Origin of the sequence: Allobosea sp. FBZP-16 (assembly GCF_002831785.1) — a bacterium.
In the GTDB taxonomy this organism is placed as follows: domain Bacteria; phylum Pseudomonadota; class Alphaproteobacteria; order Rhizobiales; family Beijerinckiaceae; genus Allobosea; species Allobosea lupini.
Genome location: NZ_LNCQ01000032.1, coordinates 18,346 through 36,827 on the forward strand (window position 1 = coordinate 18,346; position 18,482 = coordinate 36,827).

The 18,482-nt window shown below is 66.5% G+C and carries 15 protein-coding genes; 7 read left to right on the forward strand and 8 right to left on the reverse strand.

Annotation, left to right across the window (positions count from 1 at the left end; genetic code table 11):
• Positions 1–9: 9 nt before the first annotated feature.
• The 7 genes from CXY91_RS16775 to CXY91_RS16805 form a co-directional block, all read right to left on the reverse strand.
• On the reverse strand, positions 10–975 hold the full coding sequence (locus CXY91_RS16775) for a succinylglutamate desuccinylase/aspartoacylase family protein (RefSeq protein WP_158673453.1): 966 nt from the start codon (positions 973–975) through the stop codon (positions 10–12).
• A gap of 31 nt (positions 976–1,006) precedes the next feature.
• On the reverse strand, positions 1,007–1,828 hold the full coding sequence (locus CXY91_RS16780) for an ABC transporter permease (protein ID WP_091841505.1): 822 nt from the start codon (positions 1,826–1,828) through the stop codon (positions 1,007–1,009).
• Positions 1,829–1,836: 8 nt separating this feature from the next.
• Entirely contained in the window at positions 1,837–2,772 is a 936-nt protein-coding gene (locus CXY91_RS16785) for an ABC transporter permease (RefSeq protein ID WP_100962426.1), read from the reverse strand.
• Positions 2,773–2,862: 90 nt separating this feature from the next.
• Positions 2,863–4,455 (reverse strand): ABC transporter substrate-binding protein, encoded by a 1,593-nt coding sequence (locus CXY91_RS16790; protein WP_465246876.1) that lies wholly within the window; start codon positions 4,453–4,455, stop codon positions 2,863–2,865.
• A gap of 241 nt (positions 4,456–4,696) precedes the next feature.
• Positions 4,697–6,325 carry an amidohydrolase gene (locus CXY91_RS16795; protein ID WP_100962428.1) on the reverse strand — a complete coding sequence of 543 codons (1,629 nt, stop codon included), beginning with the start codon at positions 6,323–6,325 and terminating at the stop codon, positions 4,697–4,699.
• Positions 6,326–6,583: 258 nt separating this feature from the next.
• Positions 6,584–8,071, reverse strand: a complete 1,488-nt coding sequence (locus CXY91_RS16800; RefSeq protein ID WP_100962429.1) for a M81 family metallopeptidase — start codon at positions 8,069–8,071, stop codon at positions 6,584–6,586.
• A gap of 153 nt (positions 8,072–8,224) precedes the next feature.
• Positions 8,225–9,352, reverse strand: coding sequence for a saccharopine dehydrogenase family protein (locus CXY91_RS16805; protein WP_100962728.1), 1,128 nt, complete (start codon positions 9,350–9,352; stop codon positions 8,225–8,227).
• A 120-nt stretch (positions 9,353–9,472) separates the two neighbouring features.
• On the opposite strand from CXY91_RS16805, the gene CXY91_RS16810 reads away from it, so the two are divergent.
• The gene (locus CXY91_RS16810) at positions 9,473–9,904 is read left to right on the forward strand and encodes an Lrp/AsnC family transcriptional regulator (RefSeq protein ID WP_091841517.1); all 432 of its coding nucleotides are present in this window, start codon (positions 9,473–9,475) and stop codon (positions 9,902–9,904) included.
• A 2-nt stretch (positions 9,905–9,906) separates the two neighbouring features.
• Here the strand turns inward: CXY91_RS16810 and CXY91_RS16815 are convergent, their stop codons facing one another.
• Entirely contained in the window at positions 9,907–10,710 is an 804-nt protein-coding gene (locus tag CXY91_RS16815) for an IclR family transcriptional regulator (RefSeq protein ID WP_091841518.1), read from the reverse strand.
• A 177-nt stretch (positions 10,711–10,887) separates the two neighbouring features.
• Between CXY91_RS16815 and CXY91_RS16820 the strand changes: the two genes are divergently transcribed.
• The 6 genes from CXY91_RS16820 (at position 10,888) to CXY91_RS16845 (ending at position 18,419) form a co-directional block, all read left to right on the forward strand.
• Entirely contained in the window at positions 10,888–12,444 is a 1,557-nt protein-coding gene (locus CXY91_RS16820) for an ABC transporter substrate-binding protein (protein WP_100962430.1), read from the forward strand.
• A gap of 145 nt (positions 12,445–12,589) precedes the next feature.
• Positions 12,590–13,567 carry an ABC transporter permease gene (locus CXY91_RS16825; protein ID WP_100962431.1) on the forward strand — a complete coding sequence of 326 codons (978 nt, stop codon included), beginning with the start codon at positions 12,590–12,592 and terminating at the stop codon, positions 13,565–13,567.
• Positions 13,564–14,400 (forward strand): ABC transporter permease, encoded by an 837-nt coding sequence (locus CXY91_RS16830; protein ID WP_091841526.1) that lies wholly within the window; start codon positions 13,564–13,566, stop codon positions 14,398–14,400. The genes CXY91_RS16825 and CXY91_RS16830 overlap by 4 nt, the downstream gene beginning before the upstream one ends.
• Positions 14,400–16,007, forward strand: coding sequence for an ABC transporter ATP-binding protein (locus CXY91_RS16835; RefSeq protein WP_100962432.1), 1,608 nt, complete (start codon positions 14,400–14,402; stop codon positions 16,005–16,007). The genes CXY91_RS16830 and CXY91_RS16835 overlap by 1 nt, the downstream gene beginning before the upstream one ends.
• A gap of 159 nt (positions 16,008–16,166) precedes the next feature.
• On the forward strand, positions 16,167–17,456 hold the full coding sequence (locus CXY91_RS16840; RefSeq protein WP_100962433.1) for an ArgE/DapE family deacylase: 1,290 nt from the start codon (positions 16,167–16,169) through the stop codon (positions 17,454–17,456).
• Positions 17,457–17,534: 78 nt separating this feature from the next.
• Positions 17,535–18,419, forward strand: coding sequence for a DMT family transporter (locus CXY91_RS16845; RefSeq protein WP_100962434.1), 885 nt, complete (start codon positions 17,535–17,537; stop codon positions 18,417–18,419).
• Positions 18,420–18,482: the final 63 nt, after the last annotated feature.

The window sequence follows — 18,482 nt, forward strand, 5'->3', positions numbered from 1 at the left end:
CGCCTTATGTCAGGCGCGTCCAATCGCGCGATGGCTGGCGATGCCGAAATGGCAGATCGCCTCGCCGAGCTTGGGCGCGGTGTTCGGGAAGATGATGTAGCCGTCGCGCGGCGCCGTGACCTTGGAGCCGTCGGCGCGATGGGCGAGGATTGCGCCGGCCTCGACGGCATCGCCGGTGCGCCAGCCCGCCTCGGCACGGTCGCCCTCCGTCTCGCAGAGCAGGACCTCGACCATCTCGATTACATCGCGCAACGCCGGCTTCGGCAGGGGCGCCTCGACCAATTGCAACTGCGCCAATGTATTGCGGATTGCTGCGTAGCCGATATCGGCTGCCTTGGGGTCCTCATGCGTGCCGCACTCCAGCGTCACAGCATAGCCGCCCGCGAAGCGCATGAACTCGGTCGTGCCATAGCCCTCGGTGACGTTGAGCCTGGGCACTGGCAGGCGGGCACGGATGTCGAGGAGGCGGGCGTAGTTGTCGAGCCAGCCATGGATCGCGGTCGGGACGCCGAGGCAGGAGGCAAGCGCCAGCTCTTCTTCCGCGCGGGCGAAGGGTTCGAGCGCGCCGCGATTGTTCGCAGGGCCGAAGAAGACGAACGGCTCGCCCTCCTGCCGGAAGGAATGGATGTCGAGCAGCGCGTCGTGCCGGCGCAGCAGCGCGCAGACCGGATTGCCGATCCGGTCCTCGTAATCGCCGGCCAGTGGTCGCTCGCGCAGGTCGCGGTTGAAGTTGCGGTCGCCCTCGCGGGTCTTCAGGCGGAAAGCCTTGGGATTGGTGACGGGCAGGAAGGTGACCTCGCCGCGCAGGATCCTGATCTGGCCGGCCCGGCACTCCTCGATGACGCGGCGGATCGCGGTCGGTCCGCAGGGCTCGTTGCCGTGGACGGCGCCGGTCACGATCAGCTTGGGGCCGGGCTTCAGGCCGATGAAGCTGACGGTTTCGAGCGGGCCGTCGTCGAGGTCGGAGGCAGTCACAGGTACAGGTCTCTTTCGTCGAGAGGAAGGTTCAGGCCTTGCGGGTCTGCGAGTGCGGATCGAGGATATCGCGCAGGCCGTCGCCGAGCAGATTGAGGCCGAGCACGGTCAGGAAGATGGCAAGGCCGGGAAAGATCGAGATCCAGGGTGCGGTCGAGATCTGGTCGCGCGCATCCGACAGCATCGAGCCCCAGCTCGGGAAGGGCGGGCGGATACCGAGGCCGAGGAAGGAGAGAGATGCTTCGGCCAGCACGGCGCCGCCCATGCCGAGCGTGCCGATCACGATGATCGGGCCGGCGATGTTCGGCAGGATCTGCGTGAACATGATCCGGAAGGTGCCGTAGCCCAGCGATCTCGCTGCCTCGATATAGCCGAGCTGCTTGACCGAGAGCGTCGCCGCCCTGGTCAATCGGCAGGTGAAGGACCAGTTGGTCAGGCCGAGCGCGATCAGCAGGCTGGTCAAGCCGGGCTGCAGGATCGCCATGATCGCCAGCGCGAAGACCAGCGAGGGGATCGCCAGCATCATGTTGGTGAGGCCGTTGACGAAATCGTCCCACCAGCCGCCCCAATAGGCGGCGGAAAGGCCGAGCGCGACGCCGATGCAGGTGTTGATCAGTTGCGAGACGATGCCGACCGTCAGCGAGATGCGCGCGCCATGCAGCACGCGGCTGTAGATGTCGCGGCCCTGCGCGTCGGTGCCGAACCAGAATTCGGAGCCGGGCGGCACCTCGGCGTTCATCAGATTGGCGTCCATCACCGGGTCGGTATGGGCGAGCCAGGGCGCGAAGACGCCGCCGGCGACGACGAGGGCGAAGCAGGTGGCGCCGATCCAGAGGTTGGCACGGAACTTCATCGGGAAGCCTAGCTGTACTTGATGCGCGGATCGACGACGGCGCAGAGCACGTCGACGGCGATGTTCACGACGAGGAAGAAGAGCACGATCGTCAGGATGCAGCCCTGTACGGCCGGGATATCGCGCCAGGTGACGCTGTCGACCAGGAGCGAGCCGAGGCCGGGCCAGGCGAAGAGCTTCTCGACGACGACGGCCTGGCCGAGCACCGAGCCGAACTGCAGGCCGAGCGTGGTCAGGACGATGACGAGCGCGTTGCGGGCGACATGCCAGCGCATGACGCGATAGGCGTTCGCGCCCTTGGCCCGGGCGGTGCGGACGAAGTCGGCATGCATGATCTCGAGCACCGCAGCGCGGGTCGTGCGCGCGAGCAGGGCGAGAGGCGAGACGCCGAGCGCGATCGCCGGCAGCACGATGTAGCGGGGATCGCCGTCGCCATAGCCGAAGCTCGGGAACCAGTTCAGCGTCAGCGCGAAGAAATACATCAGGAGCAGGCCGAGCCAGAACATCGGCAGCGACAGTCCGGAGACGGCGAAGACCATGGAGAGCATGTCGACCCAGCTTCCCGGCCTGAGCGCGGCGAAGAAGCCGAGCGGCACGCCGATGACGATGGCGAAGAACATCGCCGCGAGCGCGAGCTGCAGGCTCGGCCAGAGCCGCTCGCCGATGAGCGCGGTGACGGGCTGGCGGGTGCGGAAGGAATCGCCGAGATCGAAGGTCGCGAGCCCGCCGACATATTTGGCGAAGCGCAGCGGCAGCGGGTCGTTGAGGCCAAACTGCTGTTTCATCCGCTCGATCGTCGCAGCGTCGATATTGCTCCGTCCGTCGGCCATCTGGCTGGTGGCGAAATTACCGGGAATGACGCTGAACAGCACGAAGATCAGGGCAGCGACCGCGAGCAGGATCGGAATGGCCTGCAGCAGCCGGCGAAAGACATAAGGCAACATGACAATAGGCTCCTGAGCGTCGGGGTCTGGCCGACGGGCGGAGGCGGATAAGCCCCCGCCGCCTTGTGACGGCGGGGGCTCGGGATGGGTTTACTTCGCCGCAGGCGAGGTGCTGTCGACCCAGAGCTCCTCGTAGCGCTGCAGCGCCAGCTCGGTCGAATTCGGCTGGAGGCCGTGCAGCCAGGGCTGATAGGCCAGCACCGCCTTGTTGTAGTTGAAGAACCAGACGGGCGCCTCGTCCTGCAGCAGGGCGTTGGCCTTCTTAAGCAGGTCGAGCTGCTTGGCCGGGTCGGCCTCGTTCGCGGCGTCGTCGATCAGCTTGTCGTAAGCCGGGTTCTTGAAGGTGGTGTAGTTGCAGGACGAGCGCGGCGTCGAGGAGTGGAAGCACTTCAGCGCCGTCAGCGTGTCCGGGCCCGAGGTGTTCGACCAGATATAGGCCTGGAAATCACCACCCACCACGACGCCACCAAGCGCCGAGGTTTCGACCGGCTTGACCTTCACCTTGATGCCGACCTTGGCGAGCATCGGGATCGTTGCTTCGACGATCGGCACGCCCCAGCTTTCGTTCGGCGTCGCGGTCCATTCGAACTCGAAGCCGTCGGGATAGCCGGCCTCGACTAGGAGCTTCTTGGCCTTCTCAGGGTCGAAGGCGTAGGGCTTGGCGTCCTTGTCGAAGGCGGGCGAGGACAGCGGCAGCCAGCTCACGGCGCGGTATGCTTTGTCGCGGACGAGGCGCTTGATGATCAGCTCGCTGTCGATGGCGTAGTTGATCGCCTGGCGGACGCGCTTGTCCGAGAAGGGCTTGAAGGTCGGGTTCATGCCCATATTGCGGGTGAAGACCTCGGCGACCTCCAGGATGCCCTTCGACAGGTTCGGGTCCGCCTTGTAGGCGACGTACTGGGTCGAACCCAGGATCGAGACGTCAACCTCCTTGTTGCGGAAGGCGACGTCGCGCGCCGCCGCCTCGCCCATCGGCGAGATCACGAGCTTGTCGGCATAGGGCTTGCCGGCGAGGTAGTACTTGTCCCAGCGCTCGAAGGCCATGCGCGAGCCCGGCACGTGCTCGACGAACTTGAAGGGCCCGAGGCCGATCGGCTTGTCGAAGAAGCCGGCGGCCTGTGCTTCCTTGGCCGGCAGGATTGCGGTCTGCGCCTGGAACAGGAAGTAGCCGGGATCGGCCTTGTCGGTCAGCGTCATCGAGAAGCTGGACTCGTCGATCTTCTTCAGGCCGGAGATCTCCTTGGCCTGGCCCTTCTGGACGTCGGTCGCGCCGACGATGCGGGCGACATAGCGCGCGCCCGGATAATTCTTCGAGCCGTCCATGATGCGGGTATAGGACCAGATGACGTCGTCGGAGGTCAGCTTGCGGCCGTTATGGAAGAGCGCGTTGTCGCGCAGCTTGTAGGTGTAGGTCTTGCCGTCGGCCGAGACCTGGACGCTCTCGGCGATGTCGAGCACCGGCTTGCCGTTCTTGGCGTCCCATTTGTAGAGCATGCCGTGCAGCGCGTAGCCGTAGATCTCGTCCTGGATCTGGTTCGAGACATGGCTGTCATTGCTGACGAAGGAGGCGCCATACGGCGCGGTGAAGCGGATCGTGCCGCCGCGGCGCGGCTCCTGGGCCTGCGCCTGCAGGGTAAAGGCGGCCGCGACTGTCAGCGCGGTCGTGAAGGCAAGCTTTTTCAACACGTCGAAACCTCCCATTATGCCGGTGAACTCCCAGAGCCCGTTCCGGTCAGCTTGCGCAGCAAGCCGACCGGGAAAACGGCCTCTGTTCTTATGTTTGGAGACGGATTCACCGATCAGGCTTTCGGCCTGATCGGATCCGGCTCCAGGTCGGCGCCGTTGGCCGGTGCCGATATTCGTTCCATTTGAAACCATAGCGGGCTTTCACGCCCTGTCTTCTTGTTTCCATTGTGCAGCGCGTTCAGGCCGTCCCTGAACGCTCGTAGACGACCTGGCCGCCGCGAATGGTGATGTCGCAGCGGGTATCCCTGAGGATCTCCTCCGGCGAGGCCGAGAGCAGGTCGCGCGAGAACACGGCGACATCGGCGAGGAAGCCAGGCACAAGCCTGCCCTTCACCGCTTCCTGCTTCTGCGAGAAGGCGCCGTATTCGGTATAGGCCTGCAGCGCCTCCTCGATCGAGACGCGCTGGCGTTCATCCATGACCGTGCCGCGCCAGGTCTGGCGCGTCAGCATGGTGTGGAAGTTCGGGAAGGGATCGGGATCGCAGACCGGCGCGTCGCTGCCGGTCGCCGGCTTCAAGCCCAGATCGAACCAGGTCCGGAACGGATAGCTCGGCAGCGCCCGCTCCTCGCCGAGCACCTTGATATAGGCGTCGCCGAAATCATGGATGAAGACCTGCTGCGGGCAGGGATAGATCCCGGCCTTGACCATCCGCTCATGCTGCGGCGGCGTAGAGAAGCCACAATGCTCGATGCGGTGGCGCCGGTCGGGATCGGGATAGGCAGCCAGCGCCTTCTCATAGGCGGTGATCAACTGCTCGATCGCGGCATCGCCGATGGCGTGGCAGGCGAGCTGGTAGCCCTTGGCATGGGCGTCGAGCACCTGCCGCTCCAGATCCTCGTCCGAGAGCATCTGCACGCCGGTAGTCTTGTCCTCGCCGAGATAGGGCTCGCTCATCCAGGCGGTGCGGCCGCCGGCCGAGCCATCCAAGAAGATCTTGACCGCGCCGATCATCAGCATCTCGTCGCCGGTGCCCGAGATCAGCCCGGCGTCATGGCATTGCGGCACGATCGAGCGCCCCTCGTCGCCGAGCAGGGCGAGCCAGGTCCGCACCGGCAGCCGGCCGTCGCGCTTGGCCTTGTGATAGGCCGCGATCTCGTTGAAGCCGGTGACCATCCCGACCGCCGCATCCATGCAGCTGGTGATCCCGAGCGAGAGCAGGTACTGGCCGCCGCGCTCGATCGCGGCGATGAGCTGCTCTTCGTTCGGTGCCGGGATCGCGGCCTTGACCGGGGCGCGGGCGTTCTCCGCGAGCAGGCCGGTGAGCCGGCCGTTCTGCTGCTCGATCAATCCACCCGGCGGGGTCGGCGAGGTCTCGTCGATGCCCCCGAGCTCGAGCGCCAAGGAATTCACGATCGAGATGTGACCACAGGTCCTGACCAGCATCACCGGGTTGTTCGGCGCGGCGCGGTCGAGCTCCTCGCGGAACGGGTGGCGGCCGGTGTCGAGCTTGGTCTGGTCGTAGCCGCGCGCCAGCACCCACTCGCCGGGCTTCGACTTCGCAGCGCGCGCGGCGATCTGGCCGAGCAGCGCGTCCAGCGTCGGCGCTGCGGCAGGACGGGCATCGACCCAGTCCATGGTCAGGCCGACCGAGATCAGATGGAGATGGGAATCGTTCAAGCCCGGCGTCGCCAGTCGGCCGGCGAGGTCGATGACCCTGGTCGAGGGCCCGATCAGGCTGGCGATCTCGGCGTCCTTGCCGGCGGCGAGCACCTTGTCGCCCCAGAGCGCCAGCGCCTCGACCACACCCTCCTGCCGGCCGCACCAGATCGGCCCGCCGCGCAGCACGATATCGGCCTTGACGCTCATGCCGCTTGCTCCGTCGTCATCGTCGCTTCCTGTTGTCCTAAGGGCTCAGAATTCGGTCGAACGCCTGAGCCCTCACAAAGCGCGTGTCGTCCCGGGCGAGCGCAGCTCGACCCGGGACCCATTCCGGAACCTCTTTCGGAAAGGCTCCGGAATGGATCCCGGATCGGCGCGGCTCCGCCGCTTGTCCGGGATGACACGGCATGGATCATGATCCGGGGGGCTCCTCAGAATGAGGGCTGTGGGTGTGCACGTCACCGCTTAGATATCGTCGAGCGGGAAGATCGGGCGGCGTACCTTCTGGTAAGGCCGCTCCTTGAAGTTCTTGGTCGAGAGCGCGCAGGTGTCGACCTCGATCACTTCGCGGGCGATCGGCTCGAATGCGGCGCGGAAATGCTGCATCGACTTGACGATCACGGTCGATTTCCGCGTCGGGTCGACGCCGAGCGAGGTGAACTGGGCAAGGTCGGTCGCCTGGCCATTATGGGTGATGACGATGATCTCGACATCGGCGACCCGTAGCAGGGCCGAGAGGCCGTAATTGCGCCAGACGCCGCCGCCCATCGGCCCGTAGCAGATGAAATGCCCGTCGGTGAGTGCCACGACATGGGCGTCGAGATCGAGCGGGCCGCCGCCGGTATTGGGATCCACCTTGCCGCCGAGCTTCAGCCTGACGCGGTTGCCGACGCCGGCCGCCTGCGCCGCGAGCGCAGCCTCGGGATCGCGGATCGCATGGAAGCCGACATTCCTCAGGCCTGCATCGAGCACGGCGCGCAGCAGGTTGGTCGCATCGCCATAGGCGCCGGAGCCCGGATTGTCGGAATAGTCGGAGATCACCAGCGGCTTGCCGCCGGCCTCCGGCCCGAGCGTGCCTTCGCCCGCCTTGGCCCTGGCCATCGCCTCCTTCAGCGGGGTGAAGTGGATCGAGGAGTAGTGCCGCTGCTCCCAGGCATAGTCCATCAGCTCCTCGGCGATGGCCTGCGCCTTGCCGCGATCGTCATGGGTGACGGCGATGGACGGGCCGATATCGTGGACATCGGCCGAGGAGAAGCCGGCCTGGACGCTGACCACGAGCGCATCGCCCGCCGCTTCCAGCGCATCGCCGCGGCGCAGCAGCTCCATGAAGGGCGGCGAAGTCGTGCGTCCGCCATCGAGCGCGTAGAGGATCGGCCGGCGGGCGACCGCGACGCGCGGCCTGATCTCGCCTTTCATCGCCCGCTCAAGCAGTTCGGCGCCCTGCCAGGTCCGCTCATACTGGTCGATATGCGGATAGGTCCGGTAGGAGATCAGCGCATTGGCGTTGTCGGCCATGGCTTGCGTCAGCGTCGCGTGCAAATCGAGGATCGCGACGACCGGAACATCCGGCCCGACCTTGGCGCGGATGCGCTGAAGCAATTCGCCTTCGCCGTCATCCGAGCTTTCCGTCGCCATCGCGCCGTGCAGATGCAGCAGCACGCCGTCGAGCCGCTCGCAGGCGGAAATGATCATGCCGGCGAAGACGTCAAAGGCCGCGTCGGTGACGCGGCCCGAGGGGTTGGCTCCGGTGACGAGCGGGTGGACGAGGCTCCAGCCGAACTTTTCGGCCGCCTCGAAGGCGGCGCCCATCGAGGTCCGCGTGCCTTGGAAGGCGGCGGGCACCTCATTGTCGCGGAAGACGCCGTGATGGCGGAACACCGCCTCATCGGTGAGCTGAACACTGAACGTGTTCGTCTCGTGCATGAATTCCGCGATCAGGACGCGTCTGGCCATCGTGCGGTCGTTTCCCCGAAAACGTTCCCTATGGAACTATTTTTTGTTTTGTAGCGTGGGTGCGGGCGTTTGCCAGCCCGGACCCGGTCATGCGTCCCCTGACATCGGCCCGCTTGCGGGACAGGGGCGAATATGCTTGGCGCCGCCGAATGCTCAGGCGGCGCGGGCCGCGTGGGTCTCGCCGGGGGCGTGGCCGAGATTCTCAGGGCGCGCATAGGCGCGGCCGAAGCGGTTGGCGAGGAAGGCGTCGAGGCCGATGTCCTCCTGCTTGACGAAGCCCTTCTGCGGCAGCTTGCCCTCTGCCAGCAGGTCGAGCACGGCGCAGATGCCCGACGCCGTGGTGATCTGGATGGCGCTGCGCATCACGCCGCCGACCACGGCGCTGTAGACCTTGTTGGCATAGGTCTGCTGGGTCAGCCGGCCGTTCAGCCGGCCGCTGGCGGTGACGAAGATCACGACCACGTCCTGCAGCGTGCTCGGCAGGGCGTTCTCGAAGATGTCCTTCAGAACATCGCGGCGCTCGGACAGGCGCAGGTCCTGCAGCAGCGCCTTCATGATCGCGCAATGACCGGGATAGCGGATGGTGCGGTAGTTCAGCGTGCGCACCTTGCCGGCGAGCGTGTCGCAGAGCGTACCGAGCCCGCCCGAGGTGTTGAAGGCCTCGTAGGTGATGCCGTCGAGCGAGAACTCCTCGCGCTCTTCCATCGCCGGGACCAGAGTCCGTTCGCCGTTGACGACGGCTTCGCAGGGCTCGCAATACTCGTTGATGACGCCGTCCGTGCTCCAGGTCAGGTTGTAGTTCAGCGCGTTCGACGGGTACTGCGGGAGCGCGCCGACCCGAAGCTTGAGGCTGTCCAGCTGGTCGAAGTCGCGGGCGAGATCGGCGGCGACGATCGAGATGAAGCCCGGCGCCAGCCCGCATTGCGGGATCAGCGCCGCCTTGGCGGTCAGCGCCAGCTCCTTGACCCGGCGGGTCGAGGCGACGTCCTCGGTCAAATCGAGATAGTGCACGCCTTGGGTGGCGGCGGCCTCGGCGATGCGCGTCGTCAGATCGTAGGGCGCCGCCGAGAGCACAGCGAAGGCGCCGTTCAGGACGTCGGCGAGCTCGTTGGCGTCGGTGATGTCGACCCGGCGGGTGGAGATCGTCGAACTGGTCCTGATCGCGGCGAGCTGTTCGTTGGAGCGATCGGCGATCACCACGCGGTAATCCCCGGTAGCGCCGAGCAGGTCGGCGATGGTCGCGCCGATCTTGCCGGCGCCGATGACGACCACGTTTTTCATGGTTCCCCCGATGAATCTGCTTCTGCCAGACAGATTCGCTCGGGGCTTCGTCGGATAGAAGCCGGCGACGCGACGATTCATATGGGATTTTTCAGCGAAACGCCGTAAGCTTTCGGCGCTATGCCGATAGACCCGACCGATCGCCATCTCCTGACCCTGCTAACCGAGAACGCCCGCGCTCCGGTGGCCGAGCTCGGCCGCAAGCTCGGCCTGTCACGCACGACGGTGCAGAGCCGGATCGAGCGGCTGGAGCGCCGTGGCGTCATCGCCGGTTACACGGCACGGCTTTCGGAGGATTACGAGAAGGGCCAGGTCAAGGCGCATGTGCTGATCACGGCGTTGCCGAAGCTTGCGGTGCGCGTCGAGACGGAGCTGCGGCGCATCCCCGAGATCAGGACGCTGCATTCGATCAGCGGCCAGTTCGACATGATCGCCGTGGTGGTCGCGCCCTCGATCGGCGAGCTCGACGGTTTGATCGACCGGATCGGCGCGCTCGAAGGCGTCGAGCGGACGATGTCGTCGATCATCCTCTCGACAAGGATCGAGCGTTAGCCTCAATCCGGCAGGACGCGCCCTCCGATCCGCGCCGCAGCGTCGCGCAGCGCGTCGAGATGCACCGGGCGCCCCTGTGGCGCGACGATCGAGGTCAGCGAGGAGATGCTGAGCGCCCCGGCGAGCGCGCCGGAGCGGTCGAAGATCGGTACGCCGACGCCGGTCAGGCCGATGAAGAAATCGTCGGCGGCCAGCTCCCAGCCCTGCGCCCGGATGCGGTCGGCCTCGCGCCAGAGCAGGTCTGGATCGGTCTGGCTCGCAGGGGCGCGTTTGGGCAGATCGAGCGAGAGAGCCAGCCGGCGCTGCTCGTCGTCGAGATAGGCCAGCAGCACGCGCGGGCCGCCGCCGCAGTTCAACGGTGCCTGTGCGCCGACCGCGAACCAGGTCGCATCGACATGCGGCAGCGAGGCGCGCACGCGATCGACGCAGAGTCCGCGCCCGGCGATATGGACCCAGAGGAAGGCAGTCGCGCCGGTCTTCTCGGCGATCTCGGTCAGATAGGGGCCGGCGATGTCGCGCAGTTCGCGGCCGGTCGTCACTGCGCTGCCGAGCTCGATCAGCCCGACGGCCAGCGCATAGCTCTGGGAATGCTCGTCATATTCGACGAGCTCATTGAGCTGCAACGTCAGCAGCAGACGCCGCGTCGTGCCCTTGTCGAGGCCGACCTGCCGGGCGAGCTCGCTCAAGCCGAGCCGCGGCTGCTCCGGCCGGAAGGCCCGCAGCAGCGCGATCGCGCGGTCGACGGCCCGGACGATCGGCACGCCCGGCGGCAGTTGCGCGGCCCTGTCCTCGTCTTTGTCGTTCATCGCAAATGTGGATACGCCATGTCCGTTTGCTGAGCGTGTCGCCTAATAACACGCCATGTCAACCATTGACACGGATTTTGTCTCTCGCTTTCATGGCTGCCGAGCTTGCCAATAGGCGCCTGATCGGGTGCGATCGGCCTGAACCGGCTGCCAATGAAAGAACGGGGGAGAACGACGATGACCGGATTGAGATTTGGCCTGGCGCTCGCCGCCTCCATCCTGGCGCTCGGCGTGGCCCAGGCGCAGGAACCGAAGAAGGGCGGCACGGTCCACGTCGTCGTCCAGCCCGAGCCGCCGATGCTGATGCAGGGGCTCAACCAGAACGGCCCGACCAACATGGTCGCCGGCAACATCTACGAGTCGCTGCTGCGCTATAACGAGAAGCTGGAGCCGCAGCCCTCGCTGGCCAAGAGCTGGGAGATCTCGCCGGATGCCAAGGTCTACACCTTCAAGCTGCAGGAGGGCGTGACCTGGCATGACGGCAAGCCGTTCACGGCCGATGACGTCGTCTTCACCCTCGACAAGTTCCTGCGCGAGGTCCATCCGCGCTGGCGCCCGATCGTCAACGCCCAGATCGACAAGATCGAGAAGGTCGACGACCTCACCGTCAAGATCACGCTGAAGCAGCCCTTCGGCCCGCTGATCATGACGCAGGAAGTCGCCTCCGCGCCGATGATCCCCAAGCACATCTATGACGGTACCGATTATCGCGCCAACCCGGCCAACAATACGCCGATCGGCACCGGCCCGTTCAAGCTGAAGGAGTGGAAGAAGGGCTCCTACATCCACCTCGTCAAGAACGAGAACTACTGGCTCAAGGGCAAGCCGAACCTCGACGAGATCTACTGGCAGATCATCCCCGATGCGGCGGCCCGCGCCGTCGCCTACGAGACCGGCAAGGTCGACGTGCTGACCGGCGGCTCGGTCGACGTCTACGACGTGGCGCGGCTTTCCAAGCTGCCCAACACCTGCGTCACCACCAAGGGCTGGGAGATGTTCGCCCCCCATGCCTGGCTGACGCCGAACGTCCGCAACGGCATTTTGGGCAACAAGCAGTTCCGCCAGGGGCTGATGTACGCGATCGACCGCGAGTTCGGCCGCGAGGTGGTCTGGGGCGGGCTCGGCAAGCTGCCGACCGGCCCGATCTCGTCGAAGACCAAGTTCTATTCGGCCGACGTGCCGAAATACGCCTTCGACCCGGCCAAGGCGAAGGAGCTGATCAAGGCCTCCGGCTACAAGGGCGAGACGATCCGCCTGCTCAACCTGCCCTATGGCGAGACCTGGACGCGCTGGACCGAGGCGATCAAGCAGAATCTCGAGGATGTCGGCGTCAAGGTGCAGGTCGAGAACACTGACGTGCCCGGCTGGACCCAGAAGGCCAGCAACTGGGACTTCGACCTCAACTTCAACTTCCTCTACCAGCTCGGCGACCCCGCCATGGGCGTTGCGCGCAGCTACATCACCTCCAACATCGCCAAGGGCAATCCCTTCGCCAATGTCGGCGGCTACTCCAATCCCGAGGTCGACAAGCTCTTCGCCGAGGCGGCGATCGCGCCGACGGACAGCGCGCGGCAGGAGCTTTACACCAAGGTGCAGAAGCTCCTAGCCGACGAACTGCCGGTGCTGTGGCTGCTCGAGATGGATTTCCCGACGATCTATCGCTGCAACGTCAAGAACCTCGTCACCACCGGCGTTGGCGTGAACGACGGCTTCCGCGACGCCTGGAAGGAGTGAGTTCGGAGCTGATCGCTTGGGCAATGTCGTCCCGGACAAGCCGCGTCCGCGGCGCCGATCCGGGACCCATGCCTGAACCGTTCCGGCATGGGTCCCGGGTCTCCCTCCGGTCGCCCGGGACGACGGCAAGCAAAGACGGGTCTGAATGAACCTCGCGCAATTCCTCGCCGGCCGGCTCGCAAAGGGGATCGTCGTCCTCTTCGCCATCGCGGTGCTGAACTTCTTCCTGATCCGGGCCGCGCCGGGCGATCCGGCGCAGGTGCTTGCCGGCGAGGCGGGCGCTGCCGACGAGCAATTGCTGATCCAGTTGCGCGAGCGCTTCGGCCTCGACCAGCCGCTGCTGACCCAGCTCTGGGTCTATCTCAAGGGCTATCTGACCTTCGATCTCGGCTTCAGCTACCGCCAGCAGCAGAGCGTGCTCAGCCTGATCCTCGACCGCCTGCCTGCGACGCTGCTGCTGACCGGCGCCGCCTTTATCGTCTCGCTCGGGCTGGGCACGCTGATGGGCGCGCTCGCCGCCCGCCGCGCCGGCCGCTGGCAGGACAGCGTCATCACAACGCTGGCGCTGGTCTTCTATGCGACGCCGCTGTTCTGGGTCGCGCTGATGAGCCAGATCGTCTTCGCGCTGAAACTCGGCCTCGTCCCCAATGTCGGCTACGAAAGCATCGGCGCGAACTATACCGGGCTCGCCCGCGCGCTCGACATCGCCAGCCACCTCGTCCTGCCGGCCCTGACGCTCGGCCTGTTCTTCACCGCCCTCTATGCCCGGATGATGCGGGCCTCGATGCTTGAGGTCGCCGGCGCCGATTTCGTCAAGACAGCCCGCGCCAAGGGGCTCAGCCCCGGCGTGATCTCGCGTCGGCATGTCGCCCGCAACGCCATCCTGCCGGTGGTGACGCTGGCGGGCCTTCAGGCTGGCCAGCTCGTCGGCGGTGCGGTGCTCACCGAGACCGTCTTCGCCTGGCCCGGCATTGGCCGCCTGATGTTCGATGCGCTGGTGCAGCGCGACTATTCGGTGCTGCTCGGCGTCTTCTTCATCTCCTCGGCCATGGTCGTCGGCTTCAACATCCTGACCGATATCGTCTACCGGCTCGCCGATCCGCGCATCGAGGCGGTGTCATGAGCTTCCTCAAGCGTTTTTCCCGCAATCGCGGCGCCCTGATCGGGCTGGCCATCCTGATCGCGGTGGTGCTCTTTGCCATCCTCGCGCCCTCGCTTTATCCGCAATCGCCTTGGCGGACGGTAGCGCGGCCCTTCCTTGCGCCCTTCGTGATGGAGCGCTTCCCGCTCGGCACCGATACGCTCGGACGCGACATCGCGTCGGGCCTGGCGCACGGCGCCCGTGTCTCGCTGACGATCGGGCTGGTCTCGACGATTGTCGCGCTGCTGATCGGCGTGCCGCTCGGCGCCATCGCCGGCTATGCCGGCGGCTTCATCGACGATGCGCTGATGCGCTTCACCGAGTTCTTCCAGACCATCCCCTCCTTCGCGCTCGCAATCGTCCTGGTCGCGATCCTGCAGCCCAAGCTCGGCTCGATCGTGCTCGCGATCGGCGTGGTCAGCTGGCCGCCGGTGGCGCGGCTGGTGCGCGGCGAGGTGCTCTCGCTGAAGACCCGCGAATATGTCCAGGCGGCGATCACCATCGGCCAGCCGACCGCGCGGATCATCTGGAGCCAGGTCCTGCCCAACACGATCGCGCCGATCATCGTGATGGGCTCGCTGATGATCGGCTCGGCGATCCTGCTGGAATCCTCGCTCTCCTTCCTCGGCCTCGGCGATCCCAACCTGATGAGCTGGGGCTACATGGTCGGCGCCGGCCGCACGCGCCTGCTCGACGCCTGGTGGATCAGCTTCTTCCCGGGCGTTGCGATCTTCCTGACCGTGCTGGCCCTAAACCTTGCCGGCGAAGGGCTGAACGATGCGATGAACCCGCGCCTCGCCCGGGAGAGGGAATGATGGCCGAGCCCGTCCTCTCGATCGAAGGCCTGAAGCTCGCACTGCCCGTGATGGCCGACCGCCCCTATGCGGTCGAGGATGCGACGCTGCGAATCGCCGCGGGCGAGACGCTCTGCGTCGTCGGCGAATCCGGCTCCGGCAAGTCGATGATCGCCCATGCGGTGATGGGGCTCCTGCCCAAGGCGGTGAAGCCGGTCGCCGGCGCGATCAGGCTCGCCGGCCGCGACCTCCTGGCGCTGTCGGACGACGCGATGCAGGACGTGCGCGGCCGCGAGGTCGGCATGATCTTCCAGGAGCCGATGACCTCGCTCAACCCGGTCATGCGCGTCGCCGACCAGATCGTCGAGACCTTCGAGGCGCATAAGCTGCTGACCAAGCCGGAGCGCTACGCCCGTGCCGTCGCGCTTCTGACAGAGGTCGGCCTACCCGAGCCGGAGCGGTTGGCGCGGGCCTATCCCCATGAGCTCTCGGGCGGCCAGCGCCAGCGCGTGATGATCGCGATGGCGCTGGCGCTCGAACCGAAGCTGCTGATCGCCGACGAGCCGACCACCGCGCTCGACGTGACCACGCAGGCGCAAATCCTCAAGCTGATCGACAATCTCCGCCACAAGCACGGCACCGCGGTCTTGTTCATCACCCACGACATGGGCGTCGTCGCCGAGATCGCCGACCGCATCGCCGTGCTGGAGAAGGGCGTACTGGTCGAGGAAGGTACGGTCGACCAGGTGCTCGGCTCTCCCCGCCACCCCTATACCCAGAAGCTGCTCGCCGCCGTGCCCTCGCTGACGCCGCCGGAGCGGCCGGCGCTGCCGGAAAGCAAGCCGGTGCTCACCGTCGAGAAGCTCGGCAAGGTCTATCGCAAGCGCGCCTTCTTCCGCCCGGGCCGCGAAGTCAGGGCAGCCGACGATGTCAGCTTCACGCTGGCGCGCGGCGAGACGCTCGGGCTCGTCGGCGAGTCCGGCTCGGGCAAGTCGACGGTCGGGCGCTGCTGCCTGCGCCTGATCGAGCCGGATTCAGGGCGCATCACCCTCGGCGACCTCACCATCACCGACCTCAGCGTCGCGGCGCTCCGCCCGCATCGCAAGCGGATCCAGATGGTGTTCCAGGACCCGTTCGCCTCGCTCAACCCGCGCCAGACGGTCGGCCGGATCATCTCGGACGGGCCGGTCGCGCACGGCACGTCACGCAAGGACGCGCTGGCGCGGGCGAAGGAGCTGCTCGAACTGGTCGGGCTCTCCGCCAATGCGATCGACCGCTACCCGCATGAATTCTCCGGCGGCCAGCGCCAGCGCATCGGCATCGCCCGGGCCCTCGCGCTCGAGCCGGACGTCCTCGTCGCCGACGAGGCGGTTTCGGCGCTCGACGTCTCCGTGCAGGCGCAGATCCTCAAGCTGATCAAGGACATCCAGCAGCGGCTCGGCCTCGCCATCCTGTTCGTCACCCACGATCTGCGCGTCGCCGCGCAGATCTGCGACAAGATCGCGGTGATGCAGCGCGGCAGGATCGTCGAGGCCGGCCCGACCGCCGCGCTCTTTTCCGCCCCCCAGCACGCCTACACCCGCCAGCTGCTCGCCGCCGTGCCCGGCGGCGAGCGGTTCGGGCGGTGAGCCAGAATGCCTCTCATTCAGCCCTCATCCTGAGGAGCGAGCGCAACTCGCGTTTCGAAGGATGCTCCTGATGGTTCGGGAGCCTCCTGGAGCATCCTTCGAGACGCCGCTGCGCGGCTCCTCAGGATGAGGGCTGAGAGTCCAATACGGAGACCGCCCATGCCGCTCGATCCCGCCCTGCGCGACCGCATCCTAGCTTCCGTCGAAGCGGGCTTTGCCGAGCAGATCGCCTTCACCCAGGAGATGATCCGCTTTCCGTCGACACGCGGCGACGAGCACACCGTCCAGGACTTCATCTTCCGGGCCTTGAAGCAGCGCGGCTTCACCATGGACCGCTTTGCCATGGATCGCGAGGCGATCGGTCGCCATCCCGGCGGGGCGCCGTTCTCTGACACGCATTCGGACGCGCCGATCGTGGTCGGCATCCACCACCCGCGCGAGGAGACGGGTCGCTCGCTGATCCTGCAGTCCCATGTCGACGTGGTGCCGACCGGCCCGGCCGAGCTCTGGAAGCATCCGCCCTTCGATCCCGTGATCGAGGGCGACTGGCTCTATGGCCGTGGCGGTGCCGACATGAAGGCGGGCGGCGCTGCAAATCTCTATTGCCTCGATGCGCTCCGGCGCATCGGCCTGCAGCCGGCGGGAACCGTCTATGTCCAGTCGGTGGTCGAAGAGGAATCGACCGGCAACGGCGCGTTGATGACTCATTTGCGCGGCTATGCGGCCGATGCGGTGCTGATCCCCGAGCCCGAGGAAGAGATGTTGGTGCGCGCCAATACCGGCGTGCTCTGGTTCCAGTTCGAGGTCCGCGGCGTGCCGATGCATGTGCGCGAGATGGCTGCCGGGGCGAATGCGATCGATGCGGCCTATCGCGTCATCGGCGCGCTGCGCGAACTCGAGGCGGCGCTCAATCGCGAGAAGCACGGCCGCAAGCATTTCGAGGATATCCCCCATCCGATCAACCTCAACATCGGCAAGATCGAGGGCGGCGACTGGGCTTCGTCGGTGCCGTGCTGGTGCAAGGTCGACTGTCGCATCGGCCTCTATCCCGGCATGTCGGCCGAAGAGCTCGGCAAGCGCATCGAGGCGACGGTGCTCGCCTTCACGCGCACCGATGCGTTCCTCTCGAACAACCCGCCCAAGGTCGTCTTCAACGGCTTCTGGTCGGAAGGGTATGTGCTCGAGCCCGGCAGCGAGGCCGAGGCCGTGCTCGGCCGCGCCCATCAGGGCTCGACCGGCAAGGCGCTGAAGAGCTTCATGACCCCCGGCTATCTCGATACCCGGGTCTACGCCCTCTACGACAAGGTGCCGGCGCTCTGCTACGGCCCGATCTCGGAGAACATCCATGCCTTCGACGAGCGCGTCAGCCTGGCCTCCCTGAAGCGGATCACCGGCACCATGGCCCTCTTCGTCGCCGAATGGTGCGGGGTGGAGGCGATCGAGGGGTGATGATGCGCGCCTGCCGTGCATCGAGCCTGCAGCGAAATGACATGACGGTGCAGGCTCCTCCTCACGCATAGTCCCATCATGCCGACCCTGTCCGCCCGCTCGCTCCTGCTCGTCCCGCTGCTCGGGCTGCTCTGGGGCTTCAACTGGCCGGCGGTCCGGATCTCACTGACCGAGATCGCGCCATGGACCTTGCGAGCCGGCGGCATGACCTTCGCCGGGCTTGCTCTCTTCGCGGTCGCGCTGGCGCGAGACATCAGTCTCAAGGTGCCGGCCGCGCATTGGCCCAGGCTGATCGTCGCCGGCATCCTGTCGATCGCCGCCTTCAACATCCTGCTCGCCTTCGCGCAGTTGATGGCGCCGACCTCTCGGGCCGCGATCCTGACCTTCACCATGCCGGTCTGGGCGACGCTGATGGCCTGGCCGGTATTGGGCGAGCACGTCGACCGCCCGCGGCTGATCGGCCTGGGGCTCGGTATCGCCGGATTGCTCTGCCTCGGCCTGCCGCTGATCCGCGCGGGCCAGCTCTCGCCGGGGCTTGCTCTCGCTTTGCTTGCGAGTATCAGCTGGGCGCTCGGCACCATCGTCACCAAGCGCTGGCCGGTCGCGGCGCCGACGCTGTCGATCGCCGCCTGGCAATTGCTGATCGGCGGCGCGGCGGCCGGTATCGGCATGCTGATTTTCGAGGGCATTCCGGTCCCGAAGACCCTGTCTCCGCCGGTTGCGGCGGCACTGACCTTCCATATCCTCGGCGCGCAGGCGCTCGCCTACTTCCTCTGGTTCACCGTGATCGCCCGGCTTCCTGCGGGGATCGCCAGCCTCGGCACCTTGATGGTTCCGGCGGTCGGGGCGCTCGGCTCGGTCCTCCTGCTCGGCGAGCGGCCGGCGGCGAGCGACTGGCTCGGCCTCGTCCTCGTGGTTGCCGCTTCGGGTGCGATCCTTGTCTCGCCAAAACCGGGTCCTTGACCCTAGGTCATTTTTTCTTCGTCCCGTCCGGAACCTTTTGCGCAATGCCGCGTTCAGCGCGTT

Excerpts from the sequence above, each read along its gene's own strand:
- CXY91_RS16780 (WP_091841505.1), bottom strand. The coding sequence starts at position 1,828 with ATGAAGTTCCGTGCCAACCTCTGGATCGGCGCCACCTGCTTCGCCCTC.
- CXY91_RS16785 (WP_100962426.1), bottom strand. The coding sequence starts at position 2,772 with ATGTTGCCTTATGTCTTTCGCCGGCTGCTGCAGGCCATTCCGATCCTG.
- CXY91_RS16795 (WP_100962428.1), bottom strand. The coding sequence starts at position 6,325 with ATGAGCGTCAAGGCCGATATCGTGCTGCGCGGCGGGCCGATCTGGTGC.
- CXY91_RS16800 (WP_100962429.1), bottom strand. The coding sequence starts at position 8,071 with ATGGCCAGACGCGTCCTGATCGCGGAATTCATGCACGAGACGAACACG.
- CXY91_RS16805 (WP_100962728.1), bottom strand. The coding sequence starts at position 9,352 with ATGAAAAACGTGGTCGTCATCGGCGCCGGCAAGATCGGCGCGACCATC.
- CXY91_RS16810 (WP_091841517.1), top strand. The coding sequence starts at position 9,473 with ATGCCGATAGACCCGACCGATCGCCATCTCCTGACCCTGCTAACCGAG.
- CXY91_RS16815 (WP_091841518.1), bottom strand. The coding sequence starts at position 10,710 with ATGAACGACAAAGACGAGGACAGGGCCGCGCAACTGCCGCCGGGCGTG.
- CXY91_RS16820 (WP_100962430.1), top strand. The coding sequence starts at position 10,888 with ATGACCGGATTGAGATTTGGCCTGGCGCTCGCCGCCTCCATCCTGGCG.
- CXY91_RS16825 (WP_100962431.1), top strand. The coding sequence starts at position 12,590 with ATGAACCTCGCGCAATTCCTCGCCGGCCGGCTCGCAAAGGGGATCGTC.
- CXY91_RS16830 (WP_091841526.1), top strand. The coding sequence starts at position 13,564 with ATGAGCTTCCTCAAGCGTTTTTCCCGCAATCGCGGCGCCCTGATCGGG.
- CXY91_RS16835 (WP_100962432.1), top strand. The coding sequence starts at position 14,400 with ATGGCCGAGCCCGTCCTCTCGATCGAAGGCCTGAAGCTCGCACTGCCC.
- CXY91_RS16840 (WP_100962433.1), top strand. The coding sequence starts at position 16,167 with ATGCCGCTCGATCCCGCCCTGCGCGACCGCATCCTAGCTTCCGTCGAA.
- CXY91_RS16845 (WP_100962434.1), top strand. The coding sequence starts at position 17,535 with ATGCCGACCCTGTCCGCCCGCTCGCTCCTGCTCGTCCCGCTGCTCGGG.